The organism is Streptomyces sp. NPDC053755 (assembly GCF_040677675.1).
Lineage (GTDB): Bacteria > Actinomycetota > Actinomycetes > Streptomycetales > Streptomycetaceae > Streptomyces.
The window spans coordinates 138,592-161,124 of record NZ_JBFASK010000009.1; the positions used below are offsets into that span (position 1 = coordinate 138,592).

A 22,533-nucleotide genomic window follows, 5' to 3' on the forward strand; every position below is an offset into this window, starting at 1 on the left:
CTTCGTCCCCCGTGCGTGCGGGGCGCGTGTGAGGCGGGGTGCAAACGCTTGCAGAAGCTTTCTGACGACCCTTCAGAGGTGGGTGGTCGGTCCTCGCAGGGCCTCGGATGGTGGCACGAGAAAGCGGAGGGGGGTCTATCGTTTTTCCAGCTCAGTCGACCCGCCGTCCCCACCTCTCCTCCGGCGCCGCCGCCCCCGGCGCGGGCGCCGGGTTCTCCCCGTCGCGGTCCTCGCGGGGATAGCGGGCGCACAGAGCCGCGCGCGATCCGCGTCCGGGCCGGAAGCGGGGGCCTCGGGGGGCGGCCCCGGAGGGGAGGAGGCCGGAGACCGGTGGGGCGGCCCCCGTGATCACCTCAATGCCCGCGATCGTTCCCTTCGCCCGGGGCGGACCGGTGTCCGGTTCCCGACGCCCCCGGGAACCGCCGTGCCGGCCCACGGCCCCGGACCGCCGCACCCCCTCAGGAGAAGACCACGCACGCCGCCGCGGGGATCTCCACCGCGCCGGCCCGCCGCGGCTCCCCCGTCCGGGGATCCAGGTCGAACCACGTGACGTCCCCCGACCACTCGTTGGAGACGTACAGCCGTCGGCCTCCGGCGTCGGTCACGAGATCGCGAGGCCAGCTTCCCCCGCAGTCCACGACACTCGTGAGCTGCGGCTTCTCCGCCCCGTCCGCGAGGGAGAACGTCAGGATCGTGTCGCTGCCGCGCACCGCCGCCCGGACGAAGCGACCGTCGGGCGAGACGTGGACGACGGAGGGACGGAGCCGTACGCCCTCGGGCACGCCGTCGGCGTCGATCACCACCTCCGTGAGCGGCTCCAGGAGACCGCCCGCCGGATCCCAGCGGCAGACGGTCATCTGCGGCTCCAGCTCGTGCAGTACGTAGACCACCTCCCCGTCCGGGTGGAAGGCGAGGTGGCGCGGACCCGAACCGGCCCGCAGCGCCGTCTCGGTGTGCACCCGCAGCGCCCCGCTCGTCTGGTCCAGCGCGAGGACCCGCACCGCGTCGCTGCCCAGGTCCACGCCCAGCACCCACCGCCCGCCGGGGTCGGGCAGGACCTGGTGGGCGTGCGGCCCCGCCTGCCGCTCCGCGTCCGGCCCCGAGCCCTGGTGCGCCAGCACGACCGGAGGCCCCGAAAGGGCGCCGTCCGGTCCCACCGCGAGGCTGCTGACACTGCCCGAGGCGTAGTTGGCGGTCAGCAGCCTGCGCCCCGCCACGCAGAGATGGGTGGGACCCGAGCCGCCCGCCTCGACCGCCGGGCCGAGCGCGGTGAGGCCGCCACCGGACGGGCGGAGGGCCGCGACCACGCCCCGCTCCGTGTCGCCCACCGCGTAGAGGACCCCGGTCCCCGCCGCGAGCGCGAGGCAGGACGGGTTCTCGACGGCTCCGACCGACGTACGGGGGATCAGCGCACCGCTGTCCGCGTCGACGGCCGCGACGGTGATGCCGCGCCCGCCACCCGAGGTGAACGAGCCGATGTAGGCCCACGACCCGGCGCCGGGGCCCGTCCGTTCCCCATGTTCCACAGCGTCCACGAGATGACCTTTCCGTCGTTCGGATCCGTTCGGGTCTGAACGACCGGCCGGGCGCCGCGGTCACCGCGCCCTACTCCGTTCGCCGCCCTCCGGCGACCCCCTGCCGCATCCCGAGATGCGTAAATTCCCCGATGGGGTGAACTGGACTAGGGAGTGTCCGCAAAGCGCCGCGTCCGCCCGCAGGGCGGCACCCGGTGCTCGGGGCGGCCAGAAGAGGCATCTGCCGGTGGAACGGGTGAGGCGGACCGATCATGGATGACGGAAGCAGTGTGACCGTAGGGATCCTGGGGTCCTACGGAGGCCGGAACGTGGGCGACGAGGCCATCCTCACCGCGATGCTGGAGCGTCTGCGGGCCGCTCGCCCGGACGCCCGCATCGTCCTCTTCTCCCGGCACCCCGAACACAGCCGCGCCGCCCATCCGGACGTCGAGGTGGCCGCCTGGGAGGGCGTGTGCCGGGAGCGGATCTCCGAACACCTGCGCCGCCTCGACGTGCTCGTCCTCGGCGGCGGCGGAATCCTCTACAACACCGAGGCGCGCCGCTATCTCCGGCTGGTCCGCACCGCCCAGGACCTCGGCGTCCCCGTCTTCACGTACGCCCTGGGCGCGGGGCCGCTCACCGACGAGTCGGACTGCGAATGGGTCCGCGCCACGCTCTCGGACGCGGCCGAGGTCACCGTCCGCGACGAGGAGTCGAAGCTCGTCCTCGAAGAGGCGGGCCTGACCCGGCCCGTCACGGTCACCGCGGACCCGGCGCTGCTGCTCGCCCCCGGCGACGGCGGGGACGCGCTCCTGCGCGCCGAGGCCGTGCCGCGAGGGGTGCGCCTGGTGGGGATGAGCGTGCGCGAGCCCGGTCGCGCGGCCGAACACCTCGACGAGGACGGCTACCACCAGCTCCTCGCCACCGTGGGCGACTTCCTCGTCCACCGCCTCGACGCCCACCTCGTCTTCCTGCCGATGGAACGCGACGACATCCGCCACTCCCACGCGGTGGTCTCCCGGATGGCCGACGCCGAGCGCTGCTCGGTCCTGCACGGCAACTACCGCCCCCAGCAGGTCCTCGACATCGTCAGCCGGCTGGACCTGGCCATCGGCATGCGACTGCACTTCCTGATCTTCGCCGCGCTCGCCGGCATCCCCCTGCTGCCCCTGCCCTACGCCGGCAAGGTCTTCGACTTCGCCCAGCAGATCGGCGCGCCGGCACTGCGCGGCGTCGTCCGGGAGACCGCGGGACTGCTCCTGGCGGAAGTGGACCGGCTGTGGGACGAGCGGCCCGCCCGCGCGGCCCACACGGCCGCCCGCGCGGCCTCCATGCGCCTGCGGTCCGGGCGGACCGCCGACCTGCTCGTCGCCTACCTCGACCGCGCCGCTCCCCGGCCCCTCGCCCTGCACGCCGCCCCGACATCCGCGACCCCGACCGGCTGACCCGCCGGCCTCCGGCCCTCCAGGAGGAACCGTGTCCCACCTGATGCCGCCCCGCGTCCCGCGGACCGTGGATCTGCCCCCGCGCCGGGCGCTGCACGCGGGCTCCACCCAGGTCCTCGTGATCGGCGGCGGACCGGCCGGCATCGGCGCGGCCCTCGGCGCCGCCAACGCGGGGGCCCAGGTCACCCTCGTGGAGCGGTACGGATTCCTCGGCGGCAACGCCACCGCGGCACTGGTGATGCCGCTGATGAGCTTCCACAACGAGGTCAAGCAGGCCGTCGGCGGAGACTCCGCGCGTCTGCTGCCGCCCGACCACGGCGAGGGCGAGCCGGTCGTCGGAGGCGTGCTGTGGATGCTGCTCGACCACCTCGTGCGCGCGGGCGCGGCGATCCGCCCCTCGGTCGAGACCGGCTACACCGTGCCGTTCGACGCGGAGCTGTTCAAGCTCGTGCTCTACGAACTCCTCGAGACCCACGAGGTCCGCACGCTGCTGCACGCCTTCGCCTCCGGCGTCGTCCACCTGCCCGACCGCGCGCGGGCGGTGTTCGAGACGAAGTCGGGGCCGCTCGTGGTGGACGCCGACGTGATCGTCGACTGCACCGGGGACGGCGACATCGCCGCCGCGGCCGGGGCGGCCTACGAGATCGGCCGCCCGGAGGACGGCTGGACCCAGCCCATGACCCTGATGTTCCGCATGGTCCGCTTCGACCAGGAGGAGTTCACCGCGTACGCCCGAGCCCATCCGGACCAGTGGAAGGGCGTGCACGGCCTGTGGGACCTGGTCCGCGCCGCCACCGACGCCGGCGAGCTCGACCTGCCCCGCGAGGACATCCTCTTCTTCGCCACCCCGAACGCCGGCGAGATCGCCGTCAATTCCACCCGCGTCACCGAGGTGCTCGGCACCAGCGTCTGGGACCTCACCCGCGCCGAGTTCGCCGCCCACCGACAGCTGGCGCAGATCTCCCGCTTCCTGCGCGACCGGGTGCCGGGCTTCGCCGACTCGTACGTCGTCCAGAGCGGTGTCCAGGTCGGGGTCAGGGAGACCCGACGGGTCGTCGGGGAGTACCGGCTGACCGGCGAGGACGTACTGAGCGCCCGTACGTTCGACGACGCCGTCGCGCGCGGCGCCTACCCCGTCGACATCCACAACCCGAGCGGCCGCGGCACCACGCTCAAGCGGCTCCCGCGCGGGCAGTCGTACGACATCCCGCTGCGCTGCCTCCTGCCCCGCGACACGGAGCGGATCCTCGTCGCCGGGCGGTGCATCTCCGGCGACCACGTGGCTCACTCCTCCTACCGCGTCATGCCGATCTCGATGGCCACGGGCCAGGCCGCCGGCGTGTGCGCGGCCCTCGCGGCGACCGGAGGGACGCGCCCCCGCGACGTCCCGGCCGCGGCCGTCCGGAGCGAACTCCTCGCCCAGGGAGCCAACCTCCGGTGACGAGACGCCTTATGTCGCGCTGACCCCGCTGCGGGCCAGGGCGAAGACGCCGAAGACGATCAGGGCCACGCCCATCAGCTGCGGCACCAGCCACCAGCCCGCGCGGACGTGCTCCTCGTACAGCAGGATCCCGAGCATCAGGCTGATGGTGGCGTCGCCGAGGGTGAGCGCGGGCTGGGAGGCGACCAGAGGGCCGCCCTGCATGGCGTGTTCGAGGAGGAGGAGCGCGGCGACGCCGGTCAGACAGAACGCGTAGGTCTGCCACGTCGTCAGGAAGGCGGAGATTCCGCCGTCGTCCAGGATGTGCATGGACGCCTTCATCAGGGCCGCCGTGAGCGCGTAGCAGATCGCGGTCGCCGAGCCGAGGCAGGCGGCCCGGGCCCGCCCCGGAGGCCGGCGCAGGCCTGCCGCCGCCAGCACCACCACCGCGACGGCGCAGACCGCGAGCGCCGGGAGCCACCGGTCCAGCGCCACATGGGTGCGGTTCCCGGAGGGCGAGGCCGCCACCAGCATGATCGCGAGCCCCGCCACGACCCCCGCCACCGCCAGCCACAGCGCCTTCGGAAGGCGCTCCCGCGTCATCAGCGACGCGATCAGCAGGGCGAGCGGCAGCTCCAGGACGAAGAGCGGCTGGACGAGGGTCAGGGGCCCCGTCGCCAGGGCGGCGGCCTGACCGACGCCGGCCGCGATCACCGCCACGATGCCCGCGAGCCAGACCGGGCGGCGCAGCAGATCGAGGATCAGACCGAGACGGAACCCCTCGGACTGAGGGACCGTGAGCGCGGCGCGGCGCTGCAGCACGGTGGCGAGAGCGTTGCTGAACGCGGCGAAGACCGAGAACACGATCGGCAGGATGACACCCATCCTCCGATCGTCACCGCCGCCGCCGGGTGGCCCGGTGCCGACACCGGCGTTCGGCGGGGGTTCGCCCGGCATTCGCCCGTCCGGACGCAGCCCGGGCGTGGGCGGGGGAATGTCGGCCCCGGGGCGTGGGAGGGCGGTTCCGGGGTGGTACCTCGTCGGTCATGCAGCCAGGCACACCCTCGCCGGTGGTTCCGTTCCTCCGCACCGCCGCCGCGTACGCGTGGCGGCTGCTGGTCGTCGGGACGCTCGTGTACGCCCTGTTCGCCGTGCTCGGGCGCTTCCACGAGATCGGCGTCGCCGTCTTCCTCGGCCTGGTGATCACCGCGCTGCTGCGCCCGGTCACCGACATCGTCGCGCGGGGGCTGCCCCGCTCGGTGGCGGTCGCCCTGACCCTCCTCGGTGGCATCGCGCTCGTCCTCGGCATCCTCGCGCTGGTCGGGGAGGCCGTCGTGGGGGAGCGGACGACGCTGGTCCGCGAGTTCCGGGACGGAGTCGACCGGATCGAGCACTGGCTGGAGCAGCCGCCGTTCCGGCTGAACCCGGACGCGCTGTCCGACGTGCAGGCCCGGCTCGAACAGTTCCTGTCGAGTCACCGCTCGACCCTGCTCAGCGAGGCGATGAGCGGGGCGGCCCGGCTCGTGGAGGTCCTGACGGCGGTGGCGCTGGCGCTGTTCAGCTCGGTGTTCTTCCTCCATTCGGGAGAACGTCAGTGGGCGTGGTTCCAGCAGCAGTTGCCCCGCTCCGTACGGGGCCGCACGGAGATCGGCGGACGCGCGGCCTGGCGGACCTTCACCGGCTACACCCACGGCATCGTCCTGGTGGCCGCGACGAACGCCGTGCTCGTCGGCGTCGCGCTGTGGCTGCTCGGGGTGCCGTTGGCCGTGCCGCTGGCGCTGCTGGAGTTCATGGCGGCGTTCGTGCCGCTGATCGGCTCGCCGATCGCCCTCGCGGTCGCCGCCGTCGTGGCCCTCGCCGCGAAGGGCCCGCTGGTGGCGGCCATCGTGGTCGGCCTGATCGTGGTGATCGGGCAGATCGAGGGCCATCTGCTGCACCCGCTGGTGATGAGCTGGGCGGTACGGCTGCATCCCCTGGTCGTGGCCATCTCGGTGATCGCCGGCTCGGTCGCCGCGGGCATCGTGGGCGCGGTGGTGGCGGTGCCGCTGGTGTCGGTCGTCTGGGCGGTCTACACCGCCCTGCGGCACGGGACGGCCGGCAGTGGAGGGGAGGCCGGGACCGGCGGGGGCCACGGGCCTCCAGGGAACACCGGAAACGGCGGGAACACCACGGACGGGAAGGGCGGCGCGGACGAGGCCACCGCCGAGAGTTCCGGGCGGTGACCTGTGCGTCCTGGGACGCGGGCCGGGGGCCCACCCGTACGACGAGCGCGCACGCCTCCGGTGAAGACCGGCCGCGGATGCCTCACCCGCGGAAGACGGTCGCGAGGTGCGCGGCGAGCCGGTCACCGGCCGGGAGCGGGAGCCGCGCGCCCAGGTATCCGTCGGGCCGCACCAGGAAGGCGGTGGGGGACCCGACGCCGTAGCGGAGCGCGAACTCGCCCCGCGCGTCGCGGTACACGGGGAGCCCCGCCTCCTCGACCGGCGCGCCGTCCCCGGCGACCAGGGCGCACACCTCCAGCCACCCCGGCGCCGACCGCTGCGCCCGGTCGGCGTGTTCGCGCAGCCCGGAGATCCCCTCGGCATTCCCGTAGAGCAGCAGGACGTGGCCGCGGTCGCGCAGCACGTCGTACAGCCGCGACGGATAGGCGGCGATCCGGCCCGTGAGCCCGCCGCAGTCCGGCGCGCGGTCCCCGGCGCGTGGGAAGGCGCCGTCCACGCCGGGCTCCGTCCCCTCCACGATCGGGCTGCCGCGGTAGCCGACCAGCAGCTGCGCCTCGCGCAGCAGCAGCGTCGCCGGGTCCTCGGGGTCGGCCTGGACCCCCTCGGCGGCGTGCCGGACGGTCCGCCCGACGACCTCCTCGCCGACCGGCCGGCGCTCGGCGTCGTAGCTCGCGAGCAGACGGGGATGCGCGGCGCCCTCGACGGCGAGGGCGAGCTTCCAGGCCAGGTTGCAGGCGTCCTGGATCCCGGTGTTCATGCCCTGCGCCCCGGTCGGGGGATGGATGTGGGCGGCGTCCCCGGCGACGAACACCCGCCCCTCGCCGTACCGGTCCACCAGCCGGTGGCTGATCCGGAACACCGACGACCAGCGCAGTCCGTACGCCGTCACGGGCCGCGGGGACAGCCGGTCGAGCACCGCCTGGAGGTCGGAGAGAGCCGGTCCCTCACCGCGTTCGAGCCCGTGTGCCACGCCGTCCGCGCCCCCCGCCTCGTCCTGCGCCTTCCGGGCGGCCGACAGCTCGGGCGGCACCGTCATCGACACGCGGTAGCGGCCCTCTCCCGGCAGCGGGATGCACACCAGCCCGTCGTCCACGGCCCCGTCCTCGCCACGGTGCAGGGAGCGCACGCCGTACCCGGCCGGCAGGTCCCAGTCGACCTGGAGGTCGCCGAGCATGTACTCCTCCGGAAACGCGCCCCCTTCGAAGGAGAGCCCGAGCCCCTTCCGTACGGCGCTGTGCGCGCCGTCGCACCCGACGAGGTAGCGGCACCGGACCTCCTCCGTGCCCGTCCCCGCCGCACCGGCGGGGGAGTTCAGCCGGGCGGTCACTCCGGTCTCGTCCTGACGGAAGGACACCAGTTCGGTGCGCCGCTCGATCCTGGTCCCGAAGCGGGCCAGGTGGTCCTCGAGGATGCGCTCGGTCTCGTACTGCGGCAGCGCCGCGAAGCCGTAGGGGACTTCGGGCGGCAGGGTGAGCTCGAACCGGCCCGCCTCGGCGCCGTTGACGTAGAGGAGCTGGCCGCGCATCGGCGTCGCGGCCTCCAGCGCCTCGCGCACCAGTCCCATCCGGTCCCACACCTCCAGGGTGCGGGGCTGGATGCCCACGGCCTTCGCGTACGGCAGTCTCGCGGGCAGGCGGTCGACGATCCGTACCGTGGCGCCGTGTCTGCGCAGCTCCGCCGCCGCGGTGAGCCCGACAGGTCCGGCTCCGACGACCAGGACGTCCGTGGAGTGGTCTTCGCTGTCACGCATCACCGGCGCCTCCTGACGAGCGGCCCCCCTCCCCTCTCATGGTCGTGCTCGGTGGGGGCCGCTGCACCTCCAGGGCGAGGAGCGCCCCCGGCCCCGGAGGGAGCCGCCCGAAGCCGGGAGGAGCGTGGGGGACGGAGGCGCGGGCGGACCGCGGACGCGCGAAGACGCCGGGCGGGGCGTGCCGCGTACGGCACCCCACGCCCGGCGTCGTTCGTCCGCTCCGTGCGGTGCGCCCCTGGCGAGGGCTACGGAGCCACGGTGATCTGCTGGGCCGGGTCGGTGGTGTCGGCCACCGTGTAGACGGCGTTGAAGGTGGACGCCGTGGCGCTGGTCGGGCAGCCGAAGCCGCCGGTGACCTTGACCGGGACCGACGCGTTGGTGAACGTCAGGCTGGGCGGTGCGCCGTTGGCCCAGGTGCCGGGGACGGCCGCCGCGGCGGTGGGCGCCGCCACGACCGTACAGGTGGCCAGTCCGGTCGTCTTGACGACGAGCCCGCCCGCCGGGACGGTCATCGTCGCCGTGATCGGCGCCCCGTTCTGCATGGACACCTGCCAGGCGCCACTGGTGGTGACGGTCGGGGTCACGCCCGGCATGCTGGACGTGCAGGAGCTGTACGTCGGGGCGGAGATCGGCGAGGAGACCGGGCCGGCCGGGTTGTGGTTGCCCGGGGCGGCCGGGACGGTGCCGGTGGAGACGGAGACCGAGCAGGTCACGGTCACCGAACCGGCCTTGAGGGTGGCCTTGCCGCTGAGCGTGGCCTTGAAGGCGTGGCCGGCCGGGGTGACGGTGGTCGAACCGGCCGCCGCCGAGGGTAACGGCGCGGCGGTCGCGGCGGCGGCGCCGAGGGTCAGCGCGCCGGCGGCGGCGAGACCGAGGGCGAGGGGGACGAGGGTGCGCGTGCGGCTCATGGCTGTGCTCCTTGGGGATCGGGGAGTGGAGCGGGGATGGCGGTGACGTGCGGTGCGGGATCCGTGCGGTCCGTGGAGTCCTCGGACCGCGCGGTTCCGTCGGCCCGGTCGGTCCCGTGCGGTGCGCCGGTTCCGTCCGTTCCGTCGGTACGGTCGGCTCCGGAGGGTCGTCCGGGCCTGCCGGACGTGCCGCGCGCGGGGGTGCGCGGCTGCCAGGCGAACATGAGTCCCCCGCCGAGGATGCCCAGCAGGGTGCCGACGAGGAAGCCGCCGAGGTTCGACAGCACCAGCGCGGCGCAGGCGATGAGGGTGGTGAGGATCCCGGAGAGGGTGCGGTAGTGCGGAGCGAACCAGACGGAGACGCCGAGGACGATCATCACGAGGCCCATGAGGACGGACGGGATGCCCGCCACGCCCTGGGTGAGCATGACCTTCATCGGGGCGAGCGGCAGGACGCAGATCTCGGCCCCCGCGAGGGCGGCGAAGAGACCGCCCCAGAACGGCCGGCTGCGGCGCCACCGCCGGAACCGCGTCCGCGAGCGGGTCAGAAGCATTCCTTCTTGCCCTTGCTGACGTTCATGCTCAGGCCGGAGAGCTTGAAGGTGCCGGCGTTGGTGGCCCACGCCGTCTGCCGGAGCTTGGTGATGGCGACGGTGTCCGCCTGCTGCGCGAACAGGTCCTGCATGCCCTGGGCGTCGTCCGGTCCCTTGTCGAGCGTGGAGGCGTCGCGGCCGATCTCGATGTTGGTGAAGGCCGCGTTGCCGGACAGCTGGGTGGCGTCGACGAAGAGGTTCGTCGCCTCGACCGGGTCCTTCTGACCCGCGGTCAGGTAGAGCGAGATGTCGCCGATGACCGGGAGCGTGGTGACCACCGACTGGCAGAGGCTCTTGAGTTCGGCCTGCTTGATGGCGGTGACCGCCACCGGGATGAGCTCGTTGCGGGCGTTGACGTCCACACTGCCGTACTGGGCGAAGCCCGTGCCGGTCAGACTCTCGGCGGAGACCTTGAACTGCTGGCCCGAGACGGCGAAGGAGGCGGCCAGTGCCCCCTGGGCGAGGGCGATGCCGAGACCGGCGGTGACGGCGACGGCCGGGATCGTCAGGACGGCGAAGCGCCGCCATCTCACCCGGCCGTCCTCCGCGGCCTCTAAGTGGTTTACGTCGTTCGCGTCGTGTCCCATGACGGATCCCCTTGGATGAGTGGGGTGGGGCGGGTGGGGTGCTGTGAGACGGCCCGACCGGTGCGATCCGGCTCCGAGCATTCGTTACTCGCCGGTATGACCGTGGAGACGAATGTAAGAGTGCCAATGGTGGTTGGCAAGGTTGTGGGAGAGTGCCCTTTCGGACAAGTCCTACTGCTCCGTACGCAGCAGAGCGGCGACCTCCGCTTCCACCCTGCGCGCCATCGCCCGGGCGAACTCCGTGGCCACGACCTCACCCGCCACCGGGCGCAGGGCCGCGGCGGCCTCCGCGATGTGATCCAACTGGGAGGCCGAAAGCCGCTCCAGGCCGTCCGTGCCGATCACGTGCCGCCGGAACAGGTCGACGAACCGGTCCGCGACCGCCGCCGCCTGGGTCTGCACGAAGTCCCCCGCGTCCAGGATCTCGGCCAGCGGCAGCCCCCGCCGCACCAGTGTGAGCGTCGCCTCGAGGAGTCGCCGGCTCGGGAACGTGACCGTGTCCCCCTCGACCCGTACGTACTCCAGCGCGGCGGCCCGCCGGGTGTCCTGGGAGGTCGCCGCCGTGCCGAACATCTCCCGCAGCTCGGCCAGGGTCATCGTGACGGGCTCCTCCTGTGCCCAGTCACGAGTCAACTCCCGCTCCACGCCGAGGAGTTGCGCGATGCCGCCACCCTGTTCCCATGCGGCCAGAAGTTCGGCTATGCCGTTCACGGTGTAGCCGCGGCCGAGCAGGTCGTCGATCAGGCGCAGCCGCGTGAGGTGCTCGTCGGAGTACCAGGCGATCCTGCCCTCCCTGCGTGGTGGGGGCAGCAGGCCCCGTTCCTGGTAGTAGCGCAGATTGCGGACCTTCACCCCGGCGGCCCTGGCCACTTCCTCCCGGCGATACCGCGCCCCGCCCGCCACTGCCGTGTCACCCGCCGCCTCGCTGCTCACGGCCACGAGCCTAATGCCGGGAGGGGCTCGTTTCGGCCAAGTCCGCGGACCCCGTCCACTTTCCTTCCACTCCTTCGCGCCGTCCCCGTCCCGGCCGCGGGGAGGCCGAGTTCCCGCCGCCGGGCGGGTCGGCGAAGATGGTGGCGTCACCTGTTCCGCCCATGCGAGGAGCGACGGCACATGCCCACATCCGGGGCCGGCTCGAGACCACCGACGATCTCCGACGTCGCCGCCGCCGCCGGAGTGTCGCGTACGACGGTCTCCCACGCGCTCAACGGGCTCGGGAAGGTCGACCCCCGGACCCGCGAGCGCATCAAGCGGGTCGCCGCCGAGCTCGGCTACCGGCCGAACCTCCGCGCCCAGCGGCTGCGGCGCGGACAGGCCAAGGCCATCGCCCTCGCCTCCTCCATGCCCTTCGCGGTGGCCGCCGGGCCGTCCCGCCTCGGCTTCTACATGGAGATCGCCGCCGCGGCCGCCGAGAGCGCGCTGATGCACGGCTACGCCCTCGTCCTCGTGCCGCCCGTCCGCTCCGGATCCGGCCTGAACTCCGTCGACATCGACGGGGCCATCGTCGTGGAACCGGACGTGCACGACGCGGCGGCGGCCCACCTCACCGAGCGCGGCCTGCCGTACGTGACCCTCGGCCGGCCCGTCTCCCCCGAGGAGCCGGCGCCGTACGTCGACCTGCACGGCCGGCTCGTCGCCGAGCTGCTCCTCACTCATCTGCGCGAGCAGGGCGCCGCCCGGCCCGCGCTGATCATCGGCGACGGGGAGCGCCACTCGTCGGTCGACGCGCGCGCCGCCTACGAGCGGCTCGCCGGGGAACACGGCTGGGAGCCGCTCGTCGCGACCGCCCCGGAGGCGGGCGGCGAACAGGCCGGCTACGACCGCTGCGCCGAGCTGCTCGCCCGGCACCCCGGGATCGACGCCGTGTGCGCGCTGGTGGACGCCTTCGCCGTCGGCGCCGTCCGGGCCATCCGGGACAGCGGGCGCGCGGTACCGGACGACGTCATGGTGGTCACCCGGTACGACGGACTGCGCGCCCGGACCTGCGAACCGCCCCTCACCGCCGTCGACCTCCACCTGGACCGCGCGGCCTCCGACGCGGTGGAGCTGCTCCTCGGACGGCTGCGCGGCGAGGTGACCACCGGTGCGGTGGTCACCTCGCCCGAGCCGCGGGTGATCCCGCGGGCGTCGTCGCTGCGGGTCACAGCCCCAGCATGAGGACCAGCCCGGAGACCAGCGCGAAGCCGAGCACGAAGACGCGCATCCGGGAGGCGTTCAGCCTGTCGTGCACCAGACGGCTCGACCACGCCCCGAGGGCGATGGCGGGCGCCAGCGCCATCGCCCAGCCCAGGTCCGCCGGATGTCCCTTCCCCGTGGCGAACAGCAGGGCCAGGGAGGCGACTTCGCCGACGAGGAAGCAGGCGGCGACGGTGGAGCGCAGCTCCGCGGGCGGCCGGTGCTGGTAGACCAGGGCCAGCGGGGGCCCGCCGACGCCGGTGGCCGTCTCCGTCAGGCCCGTCACCGCACCCGCGCCGAGATAGGCGGCCCTGCCGGGGGTGAAGGCGGGGGCGGCGAGACTGACCACCGCCGCCAGGACGGTGGCGCCGCCCACGAAGAGGCCGAGGCTGCGGTCCGGGATCATCCAGAGCAGCGCCAGCCCGCCGGGGGTGGCGGCGAGCCGCGCGGCGGTGATCCAGCCGGCTCCGCGCAGATCGAGCGAGGCCCGCTCGCGCCAGGCGACGTACAGGTTGAGCGGGATCATCGACGCCAGGACGAACACGGGGAGCAGGCCGGGGTCCAGGATCCCGGCCACGGGCGCGACGATCAGGGCGAAGCCGAGCCCGCTGCCGCCCTGCACGAACGCGGCGACGGCCACGGTGAGGGCGAGGACGGCCAGGGTGTCGGCACTCACCGTGCGGCGCTCCGTCCGGGAGCCGGCCTCGACACGGGCTGGGTCCCGGCTCCGGCTCCGGCCTCGGCGGGTGCCGTGGATCCGCGCCGGGCCGCGGTGGACGCCCCGCGAGCCGCCGTGGAGGTGGGGTGCACGCGGGTGACCGGGGCCCGCCCCACCGCCGCGCGGGCCAGTTCGGCGGCCCGGCGGACCAGCGCAGGACCGTCCCAGGCGGAGGGCCGGCCGTGCCACAGCCGCAGGCGGCCCCCGACGAACACCGCCGTGATCTGGTCCCGGTTGCCCCGGCGCACCAGCTCCCACGGAACGTCCCAGGAGAGGGCGAGTTCGGGGGTGGTGACGTCGACGAGGAGGAAGTCGGCAGCCAGGCCCGCCGCGACGGTGCCGGTCCTCGCGCCGAGGCCGACCGCGTCGGCGCCGCCCCGGGTGGCGGCCTCCAGCCAGGTCCAGCCGGCGCCGCACGACGAGTCGCCGGTGGCGAGGCCGTACGCGATCCGCTGGGCGAACTCGGCCGCCTCCGTGAGGCGGAACCCGTCACCACGGGTCCCGTCGGTGCCGAGGCCGAAGCGGATGCCCCGCTCGGCCATCGTCAGGGCGGGGGCGACGGCGTTGCCCTTCCAGGCGCTGGCCACCGGGTTGTAGCTGACGGCGGTCCCGGTGTCGGCGAGCAGCGTCAGCTCGCGGGGGGTGAGCAGCGTGGCGTGCGCGGCGAGCAGATGGGGGCCGAGCGCGCCGAGGTCGTGCAGGTACTCCAGTGGGCGCAGGCCGTGCCGGACCAAGGAGCGCTCCACGCCCGCCAGATGTTCGTTGAGGTGGATCTGCAGCGTGGCCCCCGCCTCACCCGCGAGGCGGGCGACGCCCCGCAGGGTCGCCGGGGTCGCCGCCTCGGGGATGGAGACGGCGAGGGAGGGGTGGACGAGCGGGTCGCCGTCGTAGCGGGCGAGGTGCTTCTCCGCGTCGGCGAGGGCCGACCGGCCGTCCTGCGCGGTGCCGTCCGCGTCGTTGGCGACGCGACCGAGGACGCAGCGGATCCCGGCGTCCCGTGCGGCCGAGGCGACCACGTCGACGTCCACCGCGGCCCGCGTTCCGGCGTCGGCGACGGTGGTGAACCCGCCGCGCAGCGCCTCGAGCGCCGCCAGCTTGGCCGCCGTGTAGGCCGCTTCCTCGTCCAGCGCGCCCTCCAGCGGCACCCAGACCCGCCGGAAGATCTCCGAGGGCTCGCCGAAGGCGAGCGCGGATCCGAAGCTCTGGGTCAGGTGGTGGTGGGCGTCGACGAAGCCGGGCATCAGCAGATGGCCGGGCAGCCGTACGGCGCCGAGCCGCGGATGCGCGCGGCGCACCTCCGCCGCGGGGCCGACGGTCCGGAACGAGCCGTCGGCGACGACGACCGCGGTGTCGTCGGCCGGCCCTTCGGGCAGCAGGACGGCGTCCGGTACGAGCAGGAGCGGGCCGGGCCCTTCGAGGAGCTCGCGGGTGAGCTGGTTCATCGGTCACTTTCCGTACGGCGGGTGGTCAGACGGGCGGCGATGCCCGGCCGGACGTGGTGGAAGAGGATGTTGAGCACCGCGGCGACGCACGCCCCGACGGCGACCCCGCTCTCCAGGAGGATGCGGAGGTTCGGCGAGAAGCCCGCGTACACGCCCGGGATGAGGATGGGCAGCAGGCCGAGGGCGAGGGCGACGGCGCAGACGAACGTGTGGGTGTGGGCGTCGAGGTCGGAGCGGCCGAGCATCTGCACGCCGAGCACCGTGATGACCGCGAAGACGACCATGGCGGTGCCGCCGATGACCGCCGACGGGATGACGCTGATGGCTCGGGTCACCGGGGCGAGGAAGCCGATGGCGATCAGGACCACACCGGCCGCGGCGGTGACGTAACGGCTGCGGACCCCGGTGACGCGGACGATCCCGATGTTCTCACCGCTCGTCACCATCAGCGGCAGGCCGAAGAATCCGCCGAAGAGGGAGGTGAGCGCGTCCCCCCGGATGGTCTGGGGGACGGCGGTGCGCCGGTCGATGTCCTTGCCGACGGCCTCGGCGTTGATGACGGTCTGGCCGGTGGCCTCCGCCATCGAGGCGAGGCTGTAGAGCATCAGCGGCAGGGCGGCGAGGAGGTTGAACTGCGGTGAACCGAACGGCATCAGCTGCGGCAGGCTGACGAGGCCGCCGTCGGCGGCGCGTGCCAGGTCCATGTGCCCGAGGAGGGCGGCCAGCACGGTGCCGGCGAGGAGCCCCAGCATGACGGCGAGCTGACGCAGCACGCCGGTGAACAGCAGGTAGAAGACGACCGTGAAGCCGATCGTCGCCATGCCGAGGAGGAGGTCGGAGGGGTCGGCGAAGCCCGGCTCGCCGGGGCGTCCGGTGACCAGGACGGCGCCGACCTTCACCAGGTTGACCCCGACGATGACGATCATCGTGCCGATGACGAGGGCCGGGAAGAAGGCGAGGAGCCGTGAGAAGAGGGGCAGCACGACGAAGACGAAGAGCGCGGTGAGGATGACCGCGCCGGTCGCCGTGCGCAACCCGTGCTGTTCGGCGATGGCGAGGAAGAGGATGAGCGGCGCGCCGCCCGGCAGCATCACGAAGGGCAGCCGGGGTCCGAACTTCCATGGCCCGAGCGACTGGACCAGGGATCCGGCGCCGGAGAGCACGAAGGCCGCGGAGAGCAGGTCGACCGTCAGACCGGGATCGAGCCGGAGGACGGCGCTCATCAGGAAGATCGCCGATATCGGTGTGGCGGCCATGACGAGGACGTGCTGGATCCCGAAGAGCAGGATCCGGCCCCAGGGGCGGGACTCGTCGACCGGGTGGACGGGGGCGGGGTCGGTGGGCTCCGGCGTCGGTGAGGGTTCCGTACCGGAAAGGGTCTGGCGGGGACTGGACACGTTCGAGCTCCGATCGGCGTTCGACACGTTCTGGTTCAGCCGCGATCCGGCCCTGGACGGGGAGCCAAATCGATTTGGCCAAATCGATTTGGCCGTCAGTATGGGAGGGCGGACGGCAACCGTCAAGGGTCCGGCCTGTGACGGGCTGCGGTGGTCGGGTCCCCATGGCGGGGTCCGGAGCCGGGGTTCCCGCACCGGGGTTCCCTTCCTGCGGGAGGGCTGTACGGACGCTCGGCCACGGGTGGACCAAGGGGCGGCCGGCCGTCGAGGCCCAGTGGTCCATCGACTGACGGAGCCTCAGGTCAGGGCAACGAAATCCGCACCTCCATGGCCCCTTGGCCATCGATTGGTAGGTTACCGAAGGGTTCTGCTTCAAGAAGTGCGGTCGAGGGCCTTGCGTCGTGTCGTGTCCGTCCGTAAGGATCTGTTCCCGGTCCGGGCCTTCGCCCGGCCCTTCACGCCTCCACGTCTGGACGCCTGGCCGCGCACCGGCAACCCCGTGCCGCCAGCCGGTGCACCGCCTGATCCGCGCGGCCGCCCGTACGCCCCCTTCGAGGCTTCCCCGCTCTCGGCGAACCGCCGGCCCCGCGCCCCCCGCTTCGGCGCGCCCCGGCGTCGCGCCCCTTCTCGTTCACCTACCTCAAGGCAAGGCAGAGATGGCACCACCGGCCGCACGCCGACGACCCCCCACCACCGCGCACCCGGTGGACGAGGTCCTCCCGCTCCCCACCCTCGCGCTCTACGGATTCCAGCACGTCCTGGCGTTCTACGCCGGTGCCGTGCTCGTGCCGGTGATCCTCGGCAGCAGTCTCGGGCTCTCGCGGCAGGAACTCGTCTACCTCATCAACGCCGACCTGGTCACGGCCGGCATCGCCACCATCATCCAGGCCTGGGGCTTCTGGCGGATCGGTGCCCGGCTGCCGCTCGTCCAGGGCGCGACCTTCACGGCCGTCTCCCCCATGATCGCCATCGGGCAGGGCGCGGGCGGCGGCACCGCCGGACTGCTCGTGGTCTACGGCGCCGTGATCACCGCCGGTCTCGCCGCCTTCCTCCTCGCTCCCTTCGCCGGGAAGCTGACCGCGTACTTCCCGCCGATCGTCACCGGGACGCTCCTCACGGTCATCGGCATCGTCCTCATACCCGTGGCGCTCCGGGACGTCGGCGGAGGCTCGGGGCTGGTCGACGGGCCGCACTTCGGGGCGCCCGCCCACCTCGCGTACGCCGGCGGGACCCTTCTCCTCATCCTGCTCGTGATCCGCTTCGGCGGCCCGTTCCTGCGCAGCATCGCGGTGCTGCTCGGCCTGGTGGGCGGCACCGCCGTCGCCTGGCTGCTCGGCGACGCGGACCTCGGCGCGGTCGACCAGGCCGACTGGATCGGGGTCAGTACACCCTTCCACTACGGCCTGCCCACCTTCTCGGTCTTCCCGATGCTGGCGATGGTCGTCGTCATGCTGATCACCATGGTCGAGACCACCGGGGACGTGTACGCCATGGGCGAGATCACCGGGCGGAAGGTCGACGGCGAGACGGTCAGCCGCGCGCTGCGGGCCGACGGCGTCGCCACCGTGCTCGGGGGCGTCTTCAACTCCTTCCCGTACGTCGCCTTCGCGGAGAACATCGGTCTCGTCAGGATCTCCCGCGTCACCAGCCGGTTCGTCGTGGTCGCCGCCGGTGTCTTCATGATCCTCCTCGGCCTGGTCCCCAAGGCCGGCGCCGTCGTGGCATCCGTCCCGCACCCCGTGCTCGGCGCCGCCGCCGTCGCGATGTTCGGCATGGTCGCCTCCGTCGGCATACAGATCCTCACCAAGGTCGACCTGCGGGAGGAGCGCAACGCCCTCATCCTGGCCGTCAGCCTCGGCGCCGCGATGCTCCCGACGGCCGTCCCGCCGTTCTTCGAGCGCATGCCCACCGAGGTGCGGGCCGTCCTCGGCAGCGGCATCACCCTCGGCACGCTGACGGCGGTCCTGCTCAACCTGTGCTTCCACGTCTTCGAGAACCGGCGCGGCAAGGAGGACATCGACTGGGACGGCCTCGCCGCGTACGACGAGAGCCGGCCGACGGACGACGAAGGGATCGACGGCCTCGCCCCGTACGGCGACGGCCGGTCCGCGTACGGCGACGGCGGGGGGCACGGCGACGGCCGGTCCGCCTACGGCGACGGCGACGGCGGTAGGGAGTACGGCGACGGCCGGGCGGGCCGCGGCGACCGCCATGCCCCGTACGGCGGCGGACGCGCCGGCCATGGCGGGGGCCATGTCCCGTACCGCGGCGGACGCGCGCCGTACGACGACGGAACGGATCCGCAGAGCGCATCGGCCCGCTGACCCGCCCCCCGCTCCGGTAGGCCCCCCGCCTGCGGAGCCGTCCCCCCGAGGATCCGCCCGTGTCCCACCCTCCTTTCTCGCCCGCCCAGGCCCGGGCCGCCCGTCTCCGCATCGGCCTGACGCCCGAACAGGTCACCGCCGCCCTGGCGCAGCTCGGGGTGCGCCGCCCGGTGGACGCCGTCACGGCCTGGGAGTCCGGGGCGGTGGCACCTTCGGAGGGAGAACTCTTCGCGCTGGCCGACGCGCTCTGGTGCCCCGTGCCCACGCTCATGGCCCTGCGGCCGCGGTCCCTGCGCGAACACCGGCTGGCCAGGGGTCTCAGCGCCGAGCGGCTGGCGCTGCGCATCGGCATGCCCGTCCCCGACTACGTCCGTACCGAGGCCGACCACCGGTGGAGCGGTACCGACGTCCAGACCGTGCTGCTCGCCGACGCTCTCGGCCTTGAACCGGACGAGCTGGTCCGCGTCATCGGACGGGCCGGCGAACTCGACGGACTCCTGCGCCAGGCCGTCGAAGGCCGGTGGAAACAGCACACCGCCTCCCTCGCCCGGCTCGTCGACGCACCCGAGCGCGGCGTCGCGCGGGCGCTGCGCACCCTGCACCAGGAGTACGCCCGCTTCGGCGAGCGCTACCGGGGACATCTCGTCGCCCGCAGCGACGACGCCCGGCTGAAGGAGATCGCCACCGAGCGCGCGGGCTGGCTGCGCGCCCTGCCGGACCGCTTCCTGCACCTCGTCGGCCACGGCACCGGGCCGCCTCCGTCCTGAGCCGGGCATTCGCCGCGCGTGCCGAGACCCCGCCGGACGGCCGGTTGGCGGCCACCGTACGCGAAGGGGGGTGACCCTGCGTACACGTGGCGCCGGAGGGGGCCGGGTGCGGGACTGGTCCGTCGGGACGACGCCCGTACGGCCCCCCGGGCGCCACGGGAGAGTGGTTCCCGCCCGAGGCGACAGCGCGTGCGAACAGTCCACGACTGAGTGAGGATCGATAGTGCGGGTACCAGGAGGCTGCCGCGCCGGTCGGCCGTGCGCCGAGGCGGCGCCGCTGCCACGCGCAACCTTTCGAAGGAGCCGGCCGTGACTGACGTATCAAGCATGGGATCCCCGCCCGACGACGACCGCCCGGTCCTCACCGACCGCCAGGGTCATCCGATCTACGACAACCAGAACCAGCGCACGGTCGGCGCCCGGGGCCCGGCCACCCTGGAGAACTACCACTTCCTGGACAAGATCAGCCACTTCGACCGGGAGCGCATCCCCGAGCGGGTGGTGCACGCCCGCGGCGTGACCACGTACGGCTACTTCGAGGCGTACGGAGCCTGGGGCGACGAGCCGATCAGCCGCTTCACCCGGGCCAAGCTGTTCCAGGAGCGCGGCAAGCGCACGGACGTGGCGGTCCGCTTCTCCACCGTCATCGGCGGACGCGACTCCTCCGAGGCCGCCCGCGACCCCCGGGGCTTCGCCGTGAAGTTCTACACCGAGGACGGCAACTGGGACCTGGTCGGCAACAACCTCGGCGTCTTCTTCATCCGGGACGCCGTGAAGTTCCCCGACGTGATCCACGCCCTGAAGCCGGACCCCGTCTCGCACGAGCAGAAGCCCGCGCGGATCTTCGACTTCATGTCGCAGACGCCCGAGTCCATGCACATGCTGGTGAACCTCTTCAGCCCCCGTGGCATCCCGGCCGACTACCGGCACATGCAGGGCTTCGGCGTCAACACGTACAAGTGGGTCGACGCCGAGGGCAAGACCGTCCTGGTCAAGTACCACTGGATGCCGAAACAGGGCGTCCGCAGCATGACCGAGGAGGACGCCGCCAACGTCCAGGCGGAGAACCTCGGCCACGCCACGAAGGACCTGTACGAGGCGATCCGCCGCGGTGACCACCCCGAGTGGGAGCTGCTGGTCCAGATCATGGAGGACCACGACCACCCCGAGCTGGACTTCGACCCGCTCGACGACACCAAGACCTGGCCCGAGCAGGACTTCCCGCCCAAGCCGGTCGGCCGGATGGTGCTCGACCGCACGGTGGACAACTACTTCGCCGAGAACGACCAGATCGCCTTCGGCACGGGTGTCCTGGTCGACGGTCTGGACTTCTCGGACGACAAGATGCTGGTCGGGCGCACCTTCTCCTACAGCGACACCCAGCGCTACCGCGTCGGGCCGAACTACCTCCAGCTGCCCGTCAACCAGGCCAAGAACGCCGACGTGCGCACCAACCAGCGCGACGGCTTCATGGCGTACCACGTCGACGGCCGGGGGGAGAACCCGGAGGTCAACTACGAACCGTCGATCACCGGTGGCCTGCGGGAGGGCCAGTACCCGACGCATGACGAGCAGGGGCCCGAGATCCACGGGCGCCTCACACGCAAGCGCATCCCGCGGACCAACGACTACCAGCAGGCCGGCCAGCGCTACCAGCTGATGGAGGACTGGGAGCGGGACGACCTCGTGCACAACTTCGTCTCGCTGATCTCCCAGTGCGACCGTGCCGTGCAGGAGCGCATGGTGTGGCACTTCCTCCTGGTGGAGAACGAGCTGGGCCTGCGCGTCGGCGAAGGTCTCGGCATCGGCCCGTCCGACGTCTCCCACCTGGAGCCGCTCGCCGGTCAGACCCTGACGGACGACGACCGCAAGCGCCTGGAGAACCTCGGCAGCAATCCGCCGCGCGATGTCGAGGGCCTCACCATGACGCACTGCGTCCCGGACGAACGGCACGTCGTCACCCGTTGACGCCGACGCCCGCCCGCACGGGCCCCGGCCGCGAGGCGGCGGCCGGGGCCCGCTCCCGCGCCGGGACGCGCCGCCTCCACCGCGTCCCGGAGGGGCCTCCGCCGGAACGCCCCGCCGACCAGCGCGCCTCCGCGGTGACATGGGTGGCGCGGTCGGCGGGGCATCGCCATCTGCGTCCTGATAGACTCGCCGGCCTCGATCCGCAGCCGTGGACTGCGGCCGTGGGGCACGGCAGAGGCCGTCCGGCGCCCCGGGCCGGGCTCGGTGCAAGATCTCCGCTCACGCGTGGAAAGGTCTTGCCGTGGACAGGTTCGAGCAGCATGAGAAGACGCCCGCGACCGAAGGCATCTGCCTGCTGACCGTCGTCGCCCCGCGCAGAGACGAGGGCAACAGCCCGACCGGGATCGTCGGCCGGTGTCTGGCCCGACAACTGCTCGCGACGGGACGGCGTGTGCGGGTGATGGCCGAGCCGGACCAGTGCGGTGGCTGGCCTGACACCGTCCACGTCGTGGAAGGTTCCATCACCCGGCCGCTGGAGTGTGCCCGGGCCTTCGACGGTGTCGAGGCCGTGTTCCTCGCCGGTGCTCATCCGTCGACGGTCCAGGACGCCCTCACCCTGGCGCGAAACGCTGCCGCCCGTAAGGTCGTTCTGTTGTCGTCTCACGGGCCGGAGTACGAAGAGGCGAATCCGCCGGAGACCTGGTTCTGGCTGGCGATCGAGAAGGCGGTGGAGCACTCGGGCCTCGCCTGGACGCACATCCGGCCGTCGGCTGTGATGGGTGCCGTCATCGAGGGCACCTACCCGGCGACAGGGTCGGACTGGCCTGAAACCGTCCGCGCCGACGGGGTGGTCCGCGAGGCGTTCCTCGACCAGGGTCACTACCCCTTCATCCACGAGGAGGACCTCGCCGCCGTCGTGGCCGCGGCCCTCCTCCGCGACGATCACACCGGGACGGTCGTCGAGGCCGTGGGCCCGCCGCTGAGCACGCGTTCACGGATCAAGAGCATCGCCGCCGCTCTTGGCCGCGACATCGGCACGGTCGATCTGGCGGCGGACGAGAGCCGGGCGAACTGGCGACGTCGTGGCTGGCCGGACGGTGCGATCGACGTGACGCTGTACGCACTCGAAGAGTACGGCGCCCGCTTCGCCGAACTCCTTCAGTGGACACTCGACCAACGGCCGTCCGTGCGCGACATCATCGGCCGCCCACCGCGCACCTTCGATGACTGGGTGAGCGAGAACATCGACTCGTTTCGCTGACCTCACCGGTGCCGAGCACCTTGTCCCGCGGGGCCTTCCACC

The 22,533-nt window shown here is 73.1% G+C and carries 18 protein-coding genes; 8 read left to right on the top strand and 10 right to left on the bottom strand.

What is annotated here, in order from left to right:
• Positions 1–458: 458 nt before the first annotated feature.
• Entirely contained in the window at positions 459–1,535 is a 1,077-nt protein-coding gene (locus tag AB0K65_RS12315; protein WP_365715738.1) for a lactonase family protein, read from the bottom strand.
• A 251-nt stretch (positions 1,536–1,786) separates the two neighbouring features.
• On the opposite strand from AB0K65_RS12315, the gene AB0K65_RS12320 reads away from it, so the two are divergent.
• Positions 1,787–2,959 (top strand): polysaccharide pyruvyl transferase family protein, encoded by a 1,173-nt coding sequence (locus tag AB0K65_RS12320; protein ID WP_365715739.1) that lies wholly within the window; start codon positions 1,787–1,789, stop codon positions 2,957–2,959.
• 43 nt (positions 2,960–3,002) lie between these two features.
• On the top strand, positions 3,003–4,400 hold the full coding sequence (locus tag AB0K65_RS12325; RefSeq protein WP_365715793.1) for an FAD-dependent oxidoreductase: 1,398 nt from the start codon (positions 3,003–3,005) through the stop codon (positions 4,398–4,400).
• A gap of 9 nt (positions 4,401–4,409) precedes the next feature.
• Here the strand turns inward: AB0K65_RS12325 and AB0K65_RS12330 are convergent, their stop codons facing one another.
• Positions 4,410–5,264: a DMT family transporter gene (locus AB0K65_RS12330; protein ID WP_365715740.1), complete on the bottom strand. Its 855-nt coding sequence runs from the start codon at positions 5,262–5,264 to the stop codon at positions 4,410–4,412.
• A 161-nt stretch (positions 5,265–5,425) separates the two neighbouring features.
• Between AB0K65_RS12330 and AB0K65_RS12335 the strand changes: the two genes are divergently transcribed.
• Positions 5,426–6,601: an AI-2E family transporter gene (locus tag AB0K65_RS12335; RefSeq protein WP_365715741.1), complete on the top strand. Its 1,176-nt coding sequence runs from the start codon at positions 5,426–5,428 to the stop codon at positions 6,599–6,601.
• Positions 6,602–6,683: 82 nt separating this feature from the next.
• Here AB0K65_RS12335 and AB0K65_RS12340 read toward each other — a convergent pair whose 3' ends face one another.
• The 5 genes from AB0K65_RS12340 to AB0K65_RS12360 all read right to left on the bottom strand — a co-directional run bounded on the left by AB0K65_RS12340 (position 6,684) and on the right by AB0K65_RS12360 (position 11,372).
• Positions 6,684–8,351, bottom strand: a complete 1,668-nt coding sequence (locus AB0K65_RS12340) for an FAD-dependent monooxygenase (RefSeq protein WP_365715742.1) — start codon at positions 8,349–8,351, stop codon at positions 6,684–6,686.
• A 245-nt stretch (positions 8,352–8,596) separates the two neighbouring features.
• Positions 8,597–9,259, bottom strand: coding sequence for a hypothetical protein (locus AB0K65_RS12345; protein ID WP_365715743.1), 663 nt, complete (start codon positions 9,257–9,259; stop codon positions 8,597–8,599).
• The gene (locus AB0K65_RS12350) at positions 9,256–9,813 is read right to left on the bottom strand and encodes a DUF6114 domain-containing protein (RefSeq protein WP_365715744.1); all 558 of its coding nucleotides are present in this window, start codon (positions 9,811–9,813) and stop codon (positions 9,256–9,258) included. Before AB0K65_RS12350 ends, AB0K65_RS12345 begins: the two co-directional genes overlap by 4 nt.
• Positions 9,804–10,439, bottom strand: a complete 636-nt coding sequence (locus AB0K65_RS12355; RefSeq protein ID WP_365715745.1) for a DUF6230 family protein — start codon at positions 10,437–10,439, stop codon at positions 9,804–9,806. The genes AB0K65_RS12350 and AB0K65_RS12355 overlap by 10 nt, the downstream gene beginning before the upstream one ends.
• Before the next feature lie 171 nt (positions 10,440–10,610).
• Positions 10,611–11,372 carry a MerR family transcriptional regulator gene (locus tag AB0K65_RS12360; RefSeq protein WP_365715747.1) on the bottom strand — a complete coding sequence of 254 codons (762 nt, stop codon included), beginning with the start codon at positions 11,370–11,372 and terminating at the stop codon, positions 10,611–10,613.
• A 180-nt stretch (positions 11,373–11,552) separates the two neighbouring features.
• Between AB0K65_RS12360 and AB0K65_RS12365 the strand changes: the two genes are divergently transcribed.
• Positions 11,553–12,596, top strand: coding sequence for a substrate-binding domain-containing protein (locus AB0K65_RS12365; RefSeq protein WP_365715748.1), 1,044 nt, complete (start codon positions 11,553–11,555; stop codon positions 12,594–12,596).
• Here AB0K65_RS12365 and AB0K65_RS12370 read toward each other — a convergent pair.
• From AB0K65_RS12370 to AB0K65_RS12380, 3 genes are read right to left on the bottom strand one after another with little or no spacing between them, the layout of a single operon-like run.
• Positions 12,580–13,290, bottom strand: a complete 711-nt coding sequence (locus AB0K65_RS12370; protein ID WP_365715749.1) for a sulfite exporter TauE/SafE family protein — start codon at positions 13,288–13,290, stop codon at positions 12,580–12,582. The two genes, AB0K65_RS12365 and AB0K65_RS12370, sit on opposite strands and share 17 nt — an antisense overlap.
• Positions 13,287–14,774, bottom strand: a complete 1,488-nt coding sequence (locus AB0K65_RS12375; protein WP_365715750.1) for an amidohydrolase family protein — start codon at positions 14,772–14,774, stop codon at positions 13,287–13,289. The genes AB0K65_RS12370 and AB0K65_RS12375 overlap by 4 nt, the downstream gene beginning before the upstream one ends.
• Positions 14,771–16,171: a uracil-xanthine permease family protein gene (locus AB0K65_RS12380; RefSeq protein WP_365715751.1), complete on the bottom strand. Its 1,401-nt coding sequence runs from the start codon at positions 16,169–16,171 to the stop codon at positions 14,771–14,773. Before AB0K65_RS12380 ends, AB0K65_RS12375 begins: the two co-directional genes overlap by 4 nt.
• 704 nt (positions 16,172–16,875) lie before the next feature.
• Between AB0K65_RS12380 and AB0K65_RS12385 the strand changes: the two genes are divergently transcribed.
• From AB0K65_RS12385 to AB0K65_RS12400, 4 genes are all read left to right on the top strand, one after another.
• Positions 16,876–18,495: a nucleobase:cation symporter-2 family protein gene (locus AB0K65_RS12385; RefSeq protein WP_365715752.1), complete on the top strand. Its 1,620-nt coding sequence runs from the start codon at positions 16,876–16,878 to the stop codon at positions 18,493–18,495.
• A 59-nt stretch (positions 18,496–18,554) separates the two neighbouring features.
• Positions 18,555–19,262, top strand: a complete 708-nt coding sequence (locus AB0K65_RS12390; RefSeq protein ID WP_365715753.1) for a helix-turn-helix transcriptional regulator — start codon at positions 18,555–18,557, stop codon at positions 19,260–19,262.
• A gap of 309 nt (positions 19,263–19,571) precedes the next feature.
• Complete coding sequence (locus AB0K65_RS12395; RefSeq protein ID WP_365715754.1) at positions 19,572–21,230, top strand: catalase; 1,659 nt, start codon at positions 19,572–19,574, stop codon at positions 21,228–21,230.
• Positions 21,231–21,531: 301 nt separating this feature from the next.
• A complete protein-coding gene (locus tag AB0K65_RS12400) occupies positions 21,532–22,491 on the top strand; it encodes an NAD(P)H-binding protein (protein WP_365715755.1) in 960 nt (319 codons plus the stop codon).
• Positions 22,492–22,533 lie beyond the last annotated feature (42 nt).